This window comes from Ginsengibacter sp., from assembly GCF_057362405.1.
The window spans coordinates 1-13,961 of sequence record NZ_JBMQQG010000192.1; the positions used below are offsets into that span (position 1 = coordinate 1).

11 protein-coding genes are annotated in these 13,961 nt (G+C 38.1%); 9 read left to right on the forward strand and 2 right to left on the reverse strand.

All coding sequences use genetic code 11. The annotated features are described in order from the left end of the window. The coding region (locus ACO1O5_RS16575) for a hypothetical protein (RefSeq protein ID WP_486272177.1) at positions 1-1,098 on the reverse strand (1,098 nt) is incomplete at its 3' end. Between the two features lie 246 nt (positions 1,099-1,344). Between ACO1O5_RS16575 and ACO1O5_RS16580 the strand changes: the two genes are divergently transcribed. The 9 genes from ACO1O5_RS16580 to ACO1O5_RS16620 all read left to right on the forward strand — a co-directional run bounded on the left by ACO1O5_RS16580 (position 1,345) and on the right by ACO1O5_RS16620 (position 13,166). Beyond that, entirely contained in the window at positions 1,345-3,291 is a 1,947-nt protein-coding gene (locus tag ACO1O5_RS16580; protein ID WP_486272179.1) for a tetratricopeptide repeat-containing sensor histidine kinase, read from the forward strand. 2 nt (positions 3,292-3,293) lie between these two features. Further along, entirely contained in the window at positions 3,294-3,917 is a 624-nt protein-coding gene (locus tag ACO1O5_RS16585; protein WP_486272181.1) for a response regulator, read from the forward strand. A gap of 222 nt (positions 3,918-4,139) precedes the next feature. After that, positions 4,140-4,841, forward strand: a complete 702-nt coding sequence (locus ACO1O5_RS16590) for a LytR/AlgR family response regulator transcription factor (protein WP_486272183.1) — start codon at positions 4,140-4,142, stop codon at positions 4,839-4,841. A 258-nt stretch (positions 4,842-5,099) separates the two neighbouring features. Continuing rightward, complete coding sequence (locus ACO1O5_RS16595; RefSeq protein WP_486272185.1) at positions 5,100-5,309, forward strand: hypothetical protein; 210 nt, start codon at positions 5,100-5,102, stop codon at positions 5,307-5,309. A gap of 26 nt (positions 5,310-5,335) precedes the next feature. Next, the gene (locus ACO1O5_RS16600) at positions 5,336-7,549 is read left to right on the forward strand and encodes a response regulator (protein WP_486272187.1); all 2,214 of its coding nucleotides are present in this window, start codon (positions 5,336-5,338) and stop codon (positions 7,547-7,549) included. Positions 7,550-7,724: 175 nt separating this feature from the next. Next, the gene (locus tag ACO1O5_RS16605; RefSeq protein ID WP_486272189.1) at positions 7,725-8,309 is read left to right on the forward strand and encodes a hypothetical protein; all 585 of its coding nucleotides are present in this window, start codon (positions 7,725-7,727) and stop codon (positions 8,307-8,309) included. 207 nt (positions 8,310-8,516) lie between these two features. Beyond that, a complete protein-coding gene (locus ACO1O5_RS16610; protein ID WP_486272191.1) occupies positions 8,517-8,798 on the forward strand; it encodes a hypothetical protein in 282 nt (93 codons plus the stop codon). A 495-nt stretch (positions 8,799-9,293) separates the two neighbouring features. Next, complete coding sequence (locus tag ACO1O5_RS16615; protein ID WP_486272193.1) at positions 9,294-10,442, forward strand: exo-alpha-sialidase; 1,149 nt, start codon at positions 9,294-9,296, stop codon at positions 10,440-10,442. A 102-nt stretch (positions 10,443-10,544) separates the two neighbouring features. Next, complete coding sequence (locus ACO1O5_RS16620) at positions 10,545-13,166, forward strand: glycoside hydrolase family 2 protein (protein WP_486272195.1); 2,622 nt, start codon at positions 10,545-10,547, stop codon at positions 13,164-13,166. Positions 13,167-13,235: 69 nt separating this feature from the next. Here the strand turns inward: ACO1O5_RS16620 and ACO1O5_RS16625 are convergent, their stop codons facing one another. Beyond that, positions 13,236-13,940, reverse strand: coding sequence for a LytR/AlgR family response regulator transcription factor (locus ACO1O5_RS16625; protein ID WP_486272197.1), 705 nt, complete (start codon positions 13,938-13,940; stop codon positions 13,236-13,238). Between the last annotated feature and the right edge of the window lie 21 nt (positions 13,941-13,961).

Here is a 13,961-nt window from a genome sequence, read left to right on the forward strand (position 1 = left end):
CCCGGTAATTTCAACTAATCCTTTTAAGCTTTCTTTATTGGTCCATTGCCACCGGCAGCCATCGCAACTGGGTGGCCAATCACTCCAGGGCGGATAATTTTTGATATTGGAAACAGTTACATCATGCTTCTGCATATTTAAATTGCAACTTGAAGAATCAACCAAAAAATAACATCCGTTTTCATCAATGTGGATAAATGTAAAATGATATTGATCGCCTATAACATTGATATAAGCACTGGTAGATACTTTGCTCATTGTAATGCCGTTGTTTAATGTAATGGGTCCGTCCATTTCTACGGTAATCTTAACCGGGTTGACAGGTGGTGGCGTTGTGGGCGCAACGTAATTTGCAAGTCTCCCGTGAGACGTAAATCCAGCAAAGTTTATTTTACCATTAACAGCATCTCCATTTTCAATATCATTTACATACCACCTGAACCTTTCATTATCATAAAAAGCGTTAATTAGATCTACTCTGTTTCCGTTCATATCCCCATATCTATCAGGAATAATGTCACAAAAAAGCATTTCTGAAATTTTTTTTCTTACATGTACATTACCCGACGGAACGCTCAGCCTAAAATTGACCTTCCTGGAAAACTGCGTGAAATGACTGATAGTTCCAGATATAGTTTTTGCAATTGTATCAAGAGAGAACTTTTCCAAGGTATGCCATTCTCCTTCTTTGTCTTGCCACGAAAGATCTTGTAGTACAGGGTTGTCTTCTTTGATCTTTGAATCAGTGTAATGAAAAATTAATTTGACTGGTTTTTTAAAATGAAGCCCGCTGGGTTCGCAATCATATGCGTTTCCAATTCCTCCAAATACCATATTAGATACCGGTTGTATACTTATTGCAGTATCTTCATTTAATGCACCGGTTGGTATAATTAGTTCCATTACATTATCAGGAGATGCAATCATTCCTCCGCCCGGTTCTATAACCTTACTATTTTTTTCTCCTATTGGCTTTCCCGGTTCGGTGCGATTGGAAATATTGATCTTTTTTAAGGAATCTAAACTCATAGTTATGTTCTCTTGGGCAGATACTTCAAACCAACCGAAGGCAAGAATTAATATTAATACGTATTTCATAAAATGTTCTTTGAATAATACAAACTATCAAAAATAATTTTTTGCAAACACCTTGTCAATCGCCTGAAACAGTGATTCTGACTATGTTCCAATAAATCACCCGAAAAGGTGATTTTTAATTGAGTACTTGCAAGTGTGGGGAAAGAAAGAGTAATTTTAATAAGACGATTAAAAGCCTGCTGCGAAATAGTGCGCCTGTTATATTTTAATATTATCATTTTATGTGGAGTTCTTCTGCAAACTCCTATGGTAACATTTTCCCAAAATCAGCGAATAGATAGCATGGAGAAAGACCTGGTGCATCCGGGAAATGATACAACCAGGATAACCCTGCTCATTAATCTTGCCGGGGAGTGTTACGGATATGATTCTGTAAAGGGCATGCAGTACCTGGAACAGGCACATGCGCTCGCAGAAAAAATGCACTATCTTTTTCAAATAGCCGATTACTATGAAACTAAAGCCAAAATTTTTCTGGAAAATGGCAGAGCAAATACGGTCGATTTGCTTGATACTGCTATAAGCTATTATCAAAAAAATTTGGCCCAGAAATTATCTCCGCGTGATATAGCTCAATCGAAACTTTCTATCACAACTTGTAATGCAGAGAAGGGACTTGTACTGGGCAAAATGGGAAAATATAAAGAAGCGATATCTTTTTATCTCGACGCAGTTGAAGGCTGGAAATCTTCTGACGAAGTGGGAAAAAACCAGGCCGTCGCTAATTTGTATGGAAGTATATCGACGATTTATTTTGACCTGAAAGAACCAGGAAAAGCACTGGAATATGATAAAGCTGCTATTCCTTATCGTCTACTGGATAAGAATGACGAAATGCTGGCTCAGCATTACTTATATGTAAGTGATGATTTTCTTTCCCTTTCTGAATTTGATTCTGCTTTTCGCTATGTTCAGTTGGCAAAGCCGTTAGCTGAAAAGCTTGATAAACCCATACTGAATCATTATCTCTTCGGCCGCACTGCTAATCTATTCCGGAAGAAGAAAAATTATGGGCAAGCTATTTTGTATTTTAAGAAAGGGTTAATTGAATCCATAAAAAGTGGAAATAGTTTTCTTGTTGAATCCGACCGAAGGGCTATTGCTGAATGTTATAAAGATTATGGCCGGTATGATTCTGCCAGGGTATTTCTCATTGATGCACTTGACTTAGCTGTCCGGAACCGTTATACGCAGGAGAGATTAAGCGATCTTAAAGATCTTGTGGCCGTCGAGGATAAAACGGGTCACGCCGACAAAGCCTACTACTATTTAAAGCAGGCCAATATCATTGATGACAGTTTAAAAACAATCGAATCAAAAGCGGCCATTTCAGAAATTGAAAATAAATACCAGGCTGCGCAAAAAGAAAAGGAAATTTTACAACTTCAAAAAGACAAACAGCTACAGGCTTTCTCCATCAAACAGGAATCAACGCTCAATTACATTTTAATCGGATCTCTTGCCGGGATACTCATGTTAGGAATTTTGCTTTACCGCAACTACCGGCAAAGGCAACAACTACAGCAGCAAAGGATTGCAGAGTTGGAAAAAGATCGTCAGTTAACAGCGGTAGAGGCAATGCTTAAAGGGCAGGAAGAAGAGCGTAGTCGTTTAGCTAAAGATCTGCATGATGGACTAGGCGGATTATTATCAGGCGTAAAATATTCATTAAGTAATATGAAAGACAATTTAATTATTACCCCCGATAATATGACCGTGTTTGAAAGGTCGTTAGACATGCTCGATACGTCTATCAAAGAATTAAGACGAGTGGCTCACAATATGATGCCCGAAATGCTGACAAAGTTTGGGCTGGATGAAGCTTTGAAGGAATATTGCAACGGCGTTAATGCAACGAAATTGCTCACGCTGAAATACCAATCACTGGGAATGCAACAACGGCTCGAACAATCAACAGAAATAATTATTTACCGCATTGTACAGGAATTGCTGAACAACATATTAAAGCATGCGTCGGCCGGCGAAGCCTTTGTTCAACTAATTAAAGAAGAAAATCGTTTAAGCGTGGTTGTTGAAGATAATGGAAAAGGTTTCGATCCAAATCTTCCCGGCAATAAAATAGGAGCGGGGCTGGCAAATGTTCGCAGTCGTGTAGAATATTTAAAGGGACAGTTAGACATTCATGCGGAACCCGGGAAAGGAACTTTAATAAATATTGAATTCAATTTGTAAGTATGATTCGCTTATTTATCGTAGATGATCATCCGTTAGTTATTGAAGGAATTCACGCATTACTCCAGGGCGAAAATGATATCGAATGGGTGGGGCAAGCCATGAATGCGCAATCATGCCTCGGGTTTTTTGTAAACAATACCGCTGATATTGTATTAATGGACATTAGTATGCCGGGCATGGACGGCGTTGAATTATGTGGAATTATGAAACAAAAATATCCCGGTGTTTTTATATTGGGCCTCAGTACATTTAACCAGGGATTGTATATTAAGAAAATGATGGAGAATGGCGCCTCCGGCTATATTTTAAAGAACACATCAAAAGAAGAACTTGTTCAAGCCATACACGCAGTTTGCGAAGGAGATATTTTTTTTAACGGCGAAGTTGGACGGGTGTTGGAAGAATATGAAAAGTCGTCAAAAGAAACATTACCTGTACTAACACCCCGCGAAAAGGAAATTCTGGCACTGATTGCAGAAGGCTATACCAATCCCCAAATTGCCGAAAAAATATTTCTGAGCCCTTTTACGGTTGACAGCCACAGGAAAAATTTATTGGCAAAGTTGAAAGTAAAAAATACGGCCATGCTTATACGCTTTGCAGTGGAACATAAACTGATCTAAGCATAAATAAAATTTGGAGCAGCAAGTATTTTGTTTAGAAAAATATAGTGGAGCATCACTGCCCAACTCAAAATTTATGATCTTCAATTATTAATATAGTCATAATACCTTTCGGCAAATTCTATTCTGCCATATCTTTACTATTGTTACTTTCTAAGGGAAATAAACACGCTATAATCACAATAAAAAGCAACAGTTTTTTTAAATTAATTTCATTTTTATATGGTAATTAATTGCCTCATAGTCGACGATAATAAGATTGCGAGAACTACTATGAAACATTTGGCCGGCTTTGTTCAGGATTTGGTAGTTGTAAAAGAATGCGCCAGTGCAACAGAGGCCTTTCATTATCTCCAGGAACATACCGTAGACCTTGTTTTGCTGGATATTGAGATGCCCGGAATGAGTGGTATAGAACTTACTAAAAATCTTGGACATATCGGCCCTATCATCATTTTTATAACTTCCAAAAAAGATTATGCCGTTGAAGCTTTTGAATTAAATGTTGCAGACTATATTGTAAAACCCATCACCCCTGCCCGTTTTACTCAAGCCGTCGAAAAAGCAAGAGAAATATTGGCAAGTAATTCGGAGGAATATAATGTCAATGAACAAGAATTTATTTTTATCAGGGATTCTAACGTTATAAGAAGACTTAAAATTGACGAAATTCTATTTGCAGAAGCCATGGGCGATTATGTTAAACTCCATACACCGCAAAAATTTTATGCCATTCATTCTACGTTAAAAGCAGTGGAGGCAAGGTTACCTGCTTCAATCTTTTTAAGAGTTCACCGCTCTTATATTGTTGCTATTAATAAGATAGACACAATACAGGATGGTTCAATAATTATAAATGGCAAAACGCTGCCTGTTGCCGATGCCTACCGTCCTTCTTTAAATAAAAGAATAAATGTTATTTAAATGATTTGTGTGGCGGCCTTTAAAACGCTCTCTCCATTTGCTTCTTACAGCAACGATTGTAAGATTCTAAATGAATAATCAACCAAAAAGGTTTCACCGACTCAAAATGCCCGTTCACCGATTTGAATTTTTAAAACCGTTTCATGCATTCTAAATTTGAATCATGAAACAAAAATATAGTAAGTCTTAATAAATATCTTTCATAGGTAGTTTTTGGTTTAAACCCTGGTTTCTACCGGGGTTGGTTTTTTTAGAAAAATGAAAATTATATATACGATATTATTTTTTGCCGACACGCTGTTATTGATCGTGCTGTCGTATACCTTCTTTAAATTAATGGACAGTAAAATTGATGGGATCGTGTTGGCACTGATGGTTATTGCCATTGTAATTTGTATTTTTATGTTGATTCATTTTTTAAACAAATACATTAAGATTCCTTCTTCGAAAAGCACGGAGGAATTGTAAAATATGAATCCCCTTTAGTTCTCACGATGCTTCGCAAACGAATTATATATTATATACTGGCCGCTTTTGTTGCCGGCAACCTGCTACTTATTTATATACAATATAATTCTACCAAAAACGTAAACTCGCTTATTGAGGGTAACGAAAAGGTTATAAGCGAATTAAAAATCAGAACAGATCTGCAGGCATTGTCAAAAAATATAACCTCAGTTCAAAATGCAGTAACCGGAACATTGTATACAAAAGATTCTTCTAACCTGGAGGTCTACAGATCGAAGATTAAAGAAGTACAACATAACATTGATAATCTTCAAAAGATATCCGATGATGACACTTCTGTAAAATACATTGATGTATTGGACCCTTTGGTTCATGAAAAATTGTTATTAGGTAAAGAAGTCATGGATGCGTTGCATTCATCGGGAAAAGAGGCGGCGGAGAAATTAATTTCATCTGATAGGGCTAAAGAGTTAAATGATTCGATAAGAACAGTAAGCAATATTATTGAAAACTCACGGCAGAAATTGCTGGCAAGTGTTACTTCAACGATAAATAGCAGTGGAAAGCGTGCTTTGAGTTTTAGTACCGCGTTAATTGTTCTCGTGCTATTGAGCGGCGCCGTTTTGTTTTGGTTTATCATAACGGTAATGCAGAAACAGAATCTTTTAATTACACAACTGCACGCAACCGATAAAAGAGTGAGAGAAGCGGTGAGGGTGAAAGAAAACTTTTTGGCTAATATGAGTCATGAGATAAGAACACCTGTGAATGCTATATTGGGCTTCACTTATTTATTAGAGCGTAAAGAATTGGATAGTGAATCGAAAGAATATGTGCATACGATGCAAAAGTCTGGAGAGAATTTATTGGCTATTGTAAATGATATCCTCGATTTATCGAAGATCGAAGCTGGAATGATGCGAATTGAATCGGCACCATTTGATATCCGAAAACTGGTGGAGCAGGTTGAATTAATGTTTAAGCCTAAGATGGCCGAAAAAAATTTGCAGTTTTTTACGGAAATAGATGAAGCACTTCCCGAAATATTGGAAGGAGATGGTAACCGCCTTACTCAAATATTGGTTAACCTGGTTGGCAATTCACTAAAGTTTACGACGCAAGGGAGTATAGCTATCAAGATTATGGATGCTGGCACAGTCGATAATACTGTCAATACACGTATCATCGTCACTGATACCGGGATTGGAATTGAGAAAGAAAAACTGCAGCATATTTTTGGACGCTTTCAACAGGCAGAAGATTCGGTAACGCGGACCTATGGAGGCACAGGACTAGGGCTTTCAATTGTAAACGATCTGGTATTACTTCAAAATGGAAATCTATATGTGGAAAGTGAAAAGGGAATTGGCACAACCTTTAATATAATGATTCCTTATAAGATTTCGTCAAGCCAGGTGAGTCATGCTATTGCTAACGCCGATGCCGTTAGTAGCACTGCCGTTTTTGATAAAGTAAATATTCTCATTGTAGAAGACAATGAGATCAATCAAAGTCTTTTGAAACATTTGTTCAAAAACTGGAACCTGTCTTTTGATATTGCCGGCAATGGAAAAGAAGCTTTGAAAAAAGTTATAGAAAATAAGTACGATCTTATTTTAATGGATGTTCAAATGCCCGTGATGGATGGTTATACTGCCACCGCCGAAATACGCAATAAGCTGAAATTGGATATTCCTATCATCGCCATGACTGCACACGCCTTTCCAGGCGAAAGAGAAAAATGCATCAGTTATGGGATGGATGATTATATTTCAAAGCCCATCAGGGAAGATGAGTTGCTTGGTTTAATTAAACAATATTCGTCAACGAAATCTTCGGCTAATGGCCGGTCAACATCCTCAACAATATCTTCTGAAAAAACATACAAGTATATCGACCTTCAATACATGAAGGAAATAAGCTGTGGAAACGTTGACTATGAAAAAACAATTACAGAACAGTTTATTGAGGCGATGCCAAACGAGTTAAATGTGCTGGAGCAATCATGGCATAAATATGAAATTGATCAGCTCCGTCAAACTGCTCACAACATGAAGACAACAGTGTCTGTTATGGGGTTAAATAAATTAATAGAAAAGTATTTAGACTTCCTCGAGTATGAAAATATTGATGAAAATAGTTTTTATGCTAATTATTCTCCACTGCAATCTATTTGCAATGCAGCTTTAGAGGAAGCGAAACAGTTTCACAAAACCCTCCATGTTTTGGCGCCTTTATGAACTTGTGAAAGTATTTAACTCATCTGCCGGCAGCTAACTGTATAAAATTATCTTCTCCAACGACAAGTTTTGCCCGCTTAACGTCTTTCAAAAAATGTAAACATCAGGTAGGAATACTTTTACATTTTAGAAATGAATACTAAAGTTTAATAATCAGTACTAAAAAATTTAAAACATGAAAAAGCAAATGATCCTATGCGCTGCGGCATTTCTTATTACAACAGCAGCCTGCGCACAAACTAACGAGATGTTAGTAAAAAATGATATTCAAAAAGGCCGGTTTAGCGAATCGGAAATTAAGAACGATAGCCGTTCGGACAAAAAAGAACTCAGACAAATTGAAGGCAAAGAAGTGAGCGATCGTTCCAAAACGCAATTCAAAGCAGATTTTGGCAATATACCAGTAAATGCATGGGAGAGAGTAAATAATTTCGATGAAGCTACTTTTATAAAAGATGGCCAGGTAACGTCTGCATTTTATGATGACCACTCTCAACTGGTAGGCACTACTACCGAAAAAACATTTTCTGCTCTTCCAAACAAAGCTAAGGAGTGGATCAATAGAAAGTATAAAGGCTATTCAATTGCCGATGTTTTTTTCTTTGATGACAATGAATTTAACAAAAGCGACATGTTAATTTATAACACCCCGTTCAATGGCAAAGACAGTTATTTTGTTGAAGTAAAAAAAGATAACAAGGCCATTATTTTGCGGGTGGATAAAAATGGTGAAGTATCTTATTTTCTGCGACTCAAATAATGCCAGGTAAACTTAAAAACTTCCCTGCGACTACTTCCCGGGAAGTTTTTTTACTCTTTCACCGACAGTTTTTGCCTTCCCGCCTATTATACTTTCGAACGACAATCTTCTGCGGTAAATTTAAATCTAATTCTAAATGTAATTCAAACAACCAACCACGATAGCATGCAAAAATTCTACAATCTATTAATTTAAAAAAGAATTAAAATGAATAGTACGATTGAACAGATTGCCAAAGACAAAGATTTAGCAATCGGCGATGTGAAAGATATTTTCGAAGAATTCTCAATGCAACTGTCAAGCAGGATACCCGAACTGAAGCAGGTTATTGAAGATGTGGTTACAAATGAAGAGCCTGGTAAACTTAAAGAACACATCAATAAAATGATTGTTCAGTTACAGCAACGGCCCCGGGCCGAATTTAAAACATGGTCGATGCCTGAACAAAACTATATTATCAGGTGGAGTGGGAATGGGGCTTTATTTTAAAACTTATTGTTCTTTCCAAGTCTCATTAACATTCGGGTTCAACAACTATTTTAGCTTGTTTGATTATTTCGAAATGCATCGGTCGGGCCCGGAGCCGGATAAAGAAGTAACTAACCTAAACGCATACCTGAAGTTGTGCAATAAAATGAAAACGCTGTCAACGTGAAACGCTGTTTACACAACAGAAATTAACACAAGCAAAAAGTGTTCTGGCTACAAGAAAGTTTCACAACACAGGGTTAGCCCTTCGAAGACGGAGGGCTTTTTTATTGAGAGTTGGTACGTTGAATGGAAATCCTGTGCATCTAAATAATAGAGAAAATTGTTGAGACTGGAAAGCCGAAAGTAAAATACCTGAAATTGCCTTTTGACTGCATTACCAGCCTCTTTTACTTTCTGTTTCTCTATTCTATATTATAATTGGGAGCGTTGCAGCCATATAAAAAATTTGAGTGTATTTTGCAGTTACACTTTTATTAGAATAGAACTTTTAAGATGATTTCCAAAAAATGCACTTATTTTATTTTGCCTTTGCTTTTCCCGATTGTATGCATGGCACAGCACACACAAATAAAAAACAACTATACTACTGAAAAAGGGATAACACATCTTCACATCGAACGCAAGATGATTTACCAACCCGACACTTCGTGGCTTTATAATCATCACGCTTCCATCACTCATTTTAAAAATAAGTTTATTGCTATATGGAGTGATGGAATAAAAGATGAGGACAAACCCGGTCAAAGAGTTTTATTTACTACATCAAAAGATTTTTTTCATTGGACGAAACCAGCAGTATTGGCCAGCCCGTCAGCCTATAATGCCGATACGCTGAACGTATTAACAGCCGCTGGTTTTCACCAGTTTAACGACACGCTTGTTGCTTACTTCGGCGAATATTCTCCTTACCGAACCAATACACACCTTTGGGCTAAAACGTCTACCGATGGCGACCATTGGAGCAATGCCATTGATATGCATGTTCCGGTAAATCCCAATCACGGTCCGGAAAAAATTGCCAACGGCAGATTAATCATCAGCGGTAATTTCACTTTTCCTTACACGGATGATTACCGGGGATTAAGCGGATGGAAGATGACCAGCTTTTATGCCGATAGTTTGTATAGCCAGGATAACCCCGCCACGTTTTATGCACCTGCGGAGAAAAATAATTTACCACCGCTTTGTGAAGGTTCTTTCTTTCAAACAGGTGATGGCATACTTCACATGTTGCTTCGTGTAACCGGTGAGGGATGGAAGGGAAAACTGTGGTTAACCGAAAGCAAAGACAATGGAGCGCATTGGTCTTTTCCTGTCGAAACAGAATTTACCGACAATGACAGCAAGTTTCACTTCGGCCGTTTGCCGGATAAAAGATTTTATTATGTTGGCATTCCGGATACGATGCATCATTATGCAAGAACACCGTTAGTGTTGTCACTTTCAAAAGACGGAAAATTCTTTGATAAAAATTATATCATTGCCGAGCAGCCTTATACTTTAAAAAAAGAAGGGTTGTATAAAGGCGGCCAGTATGGCTATCCGCATACAATAATCTATGGTGGATATATGTATGTAATTATATCAAGAGTGAAAGAAGCTATCGAAGTAATTCGGTTTAAATTAAATCAATTGCAATAAAATCGTTTCCCACAAAGACACAAAGAACACAAAGTGATTTTCTTAGTGTGCTTAGTGTCTTAGTGGGATAATTCCTGATCATACATCTTAACATAATCAACTATGAAATATTTAAAATTACTTTTATTCTTCGCCTGCTTTATAACGTTCAACGCAAATGCACAACAGTATGAACTCAACCAAGGTTGGCAATGCATCAACGTTAAAAAAATAAAAGATAACGGTGAGAGAATATCCGAACCATCATTTAAACTAAAAGGCTTTATGAAAGCCACGGTCCCCGGAACAGTGCTTACTACGATGTTGAATAACAGACTGATTCCTGATCCATTTTATGGAATGAATAATGAAAAAATACCTGACATCTATAACGTTGGAAGGGACTACTACACCTATTGGTTCGTAAAAGATTTCTCAGAAAAAATAACCAACGCGGATGAGCAGGTGTGGCTACATTTCAGAGGTATCAATTACAGTTGTGATATTTTTCTGAACGGCCATAAGCTCAACGAAAAAAGGTTTTATGGAATGTTTATGCGGCAGCAATATAACATTACACAATGGCTGGCTAAAGACGGCAAGAACCGGCTAGCGGTAATTGTTTATCCGCCCGATCCAGTTGGTAACCCCAATGGCGGACAGGGCGGTGATGGCACGATTGCCAAAAATGTTTCGCATCAATACGTTGCCGGGTGGGATTGGATTCAACCTATAAGAGATCGTAACACCGGCATTTGGGACAAAGTAACCATTGAAAAGACCGGACTGGTGAATGTTCAAAACGTACACGCTATAACGTTAGTGCCCGGTAAAAGATTTGTTGAAGGAAAACAACTACCCGCAACTATAAGAGTTTCCGCAGAATTACTGAACAGCGGCAACAAAAAAATAAGCGGTGTTTTGCAATATGAAATTGGCGGAGAAAAAGTTTCAGCAAACGTTTCAATTGACGCCGGGACAACTATAACGGCATCATTGCCAGATCGTGTTTTACAGGATCCCAAACTCTGGTGGCCCAATGGGTACGGTCCCCAGAATTTATACAAGATCGATGTGAAGTTCATTACAGATGACGGTAAAACAAGCGATGCGGAACATATATCAGTTGGTGTTCGTGAAATTAATACGATATGGAACACGGAAACGCATAGCCGCGAAGTACTGGTGAACGGACAAAGAATATTTATTAAAGGTGGCAACTGGATTATTTCAGATGAGATGCTGCGTTTTTCAGATGCCCGGTATGATGCTGAAATCAGGTTCCATCGTGACATGAACCTGAACCTTATCCGTGTGTGGGGTGGCGCATTAACCGAACGCCCCGAATTTTATGATGCATGTGATAAATACGGTATGCTGGTGTTCCAGGACTTCTGGAACTCGGGAGATTGCAATGGCCGCTGGCTCGATCCCATGAAAAAAGAAGACCAATGGACACGAAGAAAATACCCCGACGATCACCAGTTATTTCTCGCCTCCGTTGTTGACCAGGTAAAGATGATCCGCAATCATCCTTCATTGGCATTGTGGTGCGGCGGTAATGAGATAACACCACCCGAAGATATTCTTGTAGCTATGCGTGATTCAATAATGCCCCAACTTGATGGCACAAGATATTTGATTGAGTATTCCAATTCGGATAGCATGTCGTACAACCCTTTTGGTGGTAATGGGGACGGGCCTTACGGCATACAAAACATTAATACTTTTTGGGAACATCAAACATTCCCTTTCAACTCCGAAATTGGATCGGTTGGCGTTGGCGATTATGAATCATTGAAAAGGTTTATACCCAAAGAAAACATGACGATCCCGGATTTTGCCAACAGAAAAATTGATAGCGTTTGGGAGTATCATAAATATATTGGTTACGATAAATCCATCGACCCTTATGGCAAACCAAAAGATGTAGCCGACTTTGCCGATAAAGCACAGCTTGTTAATTATGATCAGTACCGTGCACTCATGGAGGGCTTTAGTGCGCATATGTGGGAATGGTATACAGGAGTTATCATCTGGAAAACACAAAACCCCTGGACCGCGATGCGGGGGCAGATGTATGATTATTATCTCGATCCTAATGCATGCCTATATGGGTTGCATAAAGGCAGCGAACCGTTTCACGTAATGTATAATCCGGCAGATGGCATGGTGATGATTGCCAATAATACTTTTACGGCAAAGCATAACATTATGCTGAAGGTAAAGTTTTATGATGTAGATGGGAACGACAAGTTGCTTACACAAGTGTTTTCTGAAATTGAGCCCACGCGTTCCAAGAAATATCTCTCCGTGCAAAGTATGTTGGATAAGCTCGTAAAAGAGAAGGGCGGCTTTCTTTATTTAAGCTTGTTAGATGAAAATAAAGAATTGCTGAGCGATAATTTGTATTGGTTACCGGACGCAACAGGTAATTATTCAGGACTGCAGGAAATGAAGAAGGCTGCTGTTCATGTTACAGTGAAAAAAACAGGTGCCGGAAAAATTGAAGTAACGATTCAAAATCCAAAAGATAACCCGGTGGCGTTTTTCAATCGGTTGTCGTTGGTGAACAAAACTTCGAAGGAAAGGATATTACCTGCGTTTTATAGTGATAATTATATTTCGGTTTTGCCAGGTGAAGAGAAAACTATCGGTATCGACTATACGCCGGTTAACGATGAAAATGCTGAAGTTGAACTGTACGGGTGGAACGTGGAGAAGCAATATATTGAGATTAAATAAATACTATCGCAAAGAACGCAAAGGAAAACGCAAAGCGTGCAGAGAATGAGCGTAGAATGATTTTCAGGATCAATCTTTTTTGTTAATAAGGTGCATCACCTTGTCTTTATAAGTTATGCCCACCGGTATGGTTACCTCTTCCATTTCAATGCTGTTTCCGTAAATGCTTTTAATGTGTGATAACGCAATAATATATGATTTGTGAACTCTTATAAATTGTTTGGCAGGTAACAATTTCTCCATTTCACTCATGGTTTGATGTGTTACCAGCCTGGACCCGGCCGTATGAATCTTAAGGTAATCTTTCATGCCTTTAATGTAAGTTATATCGGAAAAATTCACCTTAACGAACTTTCCGTTGCTCTTGATAAATACGTGATCTGTCGTTAATCTATTGTTCTCGCTTTGACCTTTTGCAGATGACTTACCATCTATTATTTTATCAATCGTTTTGCGAAAGCGTTCAAAAGAAATTGGCTTCAGCAAATAATCGATTATATTAAATTCATAACTCTCTACGGCATATTCTGTATAGGCAGTTGTGAGCACAACTAACGGTGGATTGGCCAGCGACCGTAAAAAATGCAAACCAGTCATGCCGGGCAGTTGAATATCAAGAAACATCAGGTCGACTTCGAATTGATTTAAGACTTCTTTTGCTTCCAGCGCATTATTACAAATGGCTACCAGTTCGCACGTGTCTATTTTTTGCAGGTGGCTTTGAATAACCTGCTGGGCAAGCGTTTCATCTTCAACTATTATGCATTTTATCAATCGGGTCAGTTTTTATTATTA